Genomic DNA, 1,736 nt, shown 5'->3' on the forward strand with positions numbered 1-1,736 from the left:
GAGCGATCTTGTGTGGCCATTGTTCAGTTCCTTCTGTGGTTCATGGTCGGGTCAGGGTCTGTTCCCAGGAGATGCCCCATAATGCTATCCCCTTTCGGTCTATCTCTCCGCTGTATAAATTTTCCGCCGAGATGCTGCTGGGCTTTACCGGCTTCAGGTAGTCAGTGCCGAATCTATTAAACGGCAGCTGCTCGATAATGGCTTCGGTCAGTAACAGGGCGCTTTCATGCCGGGGCCCGTTTTTGCTGTCGCTGCAAATCACAAAGGCGGCCATCAACAGGTTCGCCTCCTGGATGCCCTGACCGGTGACACTGACGCTCTGGGTGTTCTCAATGGACACCCGCACCGCTTTTCTGGCGGTGAGCAGGCGGCTCAGTTCGGCTTCGGTAAAGCGACCGGGATGACTTGCCACATCTGTCGTGTGGTTGACCAGTGCAGCTTCCAGGTGGTCGGTAATGGCTTTGAGGGCTTCGTTAAACATTGCGGTTGGCCACGTCCTTGACCCACTGCTCGATGGTCTGTTGAACCAGATTGATCTGTCGCTGCTCGACGCCCAGGAATGGACGGGCAGGAATGACGACTTTCTTGGCAAAGATGGTTTTTCCGTTCTTGCCGGGAAAAGCGAGCATCTTCGCTTTCTTCGGTCGGATGGTGGCTCCGAAGTTGTGAACCGCTGCATATTTCACGTTGGTTCCCACTTCCAACTCGTCGTTGCCGGTTTTGTAGCTCAGGCTGTTTCGCAGGCGACCGGTGTCGCTCAGGATCTGCCCGGTTCTGATCTTCAAGGGTGTCCATGGTGTGCCATCCGGTGCATGCTGTCTTCGGAAATTCAGACGGGCGTCGGTGAGCACTGCCCGTCCCAGCCGTTCAAATAAAGGCTTGCGATGCTGGTAAAGCATCACGGTATCCATCAGGTTCTGTATTTCCTGCTGGCCTTGCTCAAGGGATAGCATCAGAAGTCCTCCAGGGTATCCCGGGTAAATAGCCGATCCTCCCGGCTGCGGGTGGTGCTGACTTCGGTGCTGGCGGTGGTGGTGGGTAGTGGCAGGACGGCGCTGCCCCGGACAATGTCCTTAAGCAGCTTGACGCTGTCGTCATAACGCTTTTCGACCTCGTCTAGCATGCGACCGTCGTATAGACGATAGCGGGCAATGTCGGCGCAAAGCCTGACCACAATCTCAGGAATAACCGACAGCGGCAGGGTATAACGTACGGCCAGGTAGCTGTCTATTTCGTCGCTGGCATCGGTCAGGGCGGCGTCAATGGCGGCGGCGTCCATAGCACCATCGCCCGGGTCGGTGAGGCGAATCAGCTCGTCCTCTCCAAACCGGGCGATCATGGCGGCGCTGTCGCAGTACTTCATTTTTTACCCTTGCCTTTCTGCGACTTTGGGGCAGGCTTGGCTGGCTCTGGCTCTGGCTCTGGCTCTGGCTCTGGCTCTGGCTCTGGCTCTGGCTCTGGCTCTGGCTCTGGCTCTGGCTCTGGCTCCACAGAGTTTACGTCCTGCTCTGCTTCGACGCCTTCTGGCTCAGTGACTTCTGCCTCTGCCGCTTCCATCGCCGCCACTGCACGACAAGCCAGCAAAGTATCAGCAGCGGTGTCGTCCAGCTCCAACGTTTCCCCTGCCTGATACAATTGCCCATCGTGCCGTACGCTGTGGAGTGCTGTGTATTTCATAGCCACTCCTTAGCTAATGACGTTTTCAAGGTGGTAAGCCACATCGTTGCAAATGATCA

The 1,736-nt window shown here is 56.7% G+C and carries 4 protein-coding genes; all 4 read right to left on the minus strand.

All coding sequences use genetic code 11. The features are described from left to right. Positions 1–40 precede the first annotated feature (40 nt). Genes AK963_RS28605 through AK963_RS33930 form a run of 4 tightly spaced genes read right to left on the minus strand, consistent with a single transcriptional unit; the run spans position 41 to position 1,677 of the window. Positions 41–481, minus strand: coding sequence for a hypothetical protein (locus tag AK963_RS28605; RefSeq protein WP_066018677.1), 441 nt, complete (start codon positions 479–481; stop codon positions 41–43). After that, complete coding sequence (locus tag AK963_RS28610; protein ID WP_066018678.1) at positions 474–953, minus strand: phage virion morphogenesis protein; 480 nt, start codon at positions 951–953, stop codon at positions 474–476. Before AK963_RS28610 ends, AK963_RS28605 begins: the two co-directional genes overlap by 8 nt. Continuing rightward, entirely contained in the window at positions 953–1,363 is a 411-nt protein-coding gene (locus tag AK963_RS28615) for a gp436 family protein (RefSeq protein ID WP_066018679.1), read from the minus strand. The genes AK963_RS28610 and AK963_RS28615 overlap by 1 nt, the downstream gene beginning before the upstream one ends. Further along, complete coding sequence (locus tag AK963_RS33930; protein WP_066018680.1) at positions 1,360–1,677, minus strand: DUF7210 family protein; 318 nt, start codon at positions 1,675–1,677, stop codon at positions 1,360–1,362. The genes AK963_RS28615 and AK963_RS33930 overlap by 4 nt, the downstream gene beginning before the upstream one ends. Positions 1,678–1,736 lie beyond the last annotated feature (59 nt).

Origin of the sequence: Endozoicomonas atrinae, from assembly GCF_001647025.1 — a bacterium.
GTDB lineage: Bacteria > Pseudomonadota > Gammaproteobacteria > Pseudomonadales > Endozoicomonadaceae > Endozoicomonas > Endozoicomonas atrinae.

Coding starts and splice junctions, on each gene's coding strand:
- AK963_RS28615 (WP_066018679.1), bottom strand. CDS start 1,363: ATGAAGTACTGCGACAGCGCCGCCATGATCGCCCGGTTTGGAGAGGAC.
- AK963_RS33930 (WP_066018680.1), bottom strand. CDS start 1,677: ATGAAATACACAGCACTCCACAGCGTACGGCACGATGGGCAATTGTAT.
- AK963_RS28610 (WP_066018678.1), bottom strand. CDS start 953: ATGCTATCCCTTGAGCAAGGCCAGCAGGAAATACAGAACCTGATGGAT.
- AK963_RS28605 (WP_066018677.1), bottom strand. CDS start 481: ATGTTTAACGAAGCCCTCAAAGCCATTACCGACCACCTGGAAGCTGCA.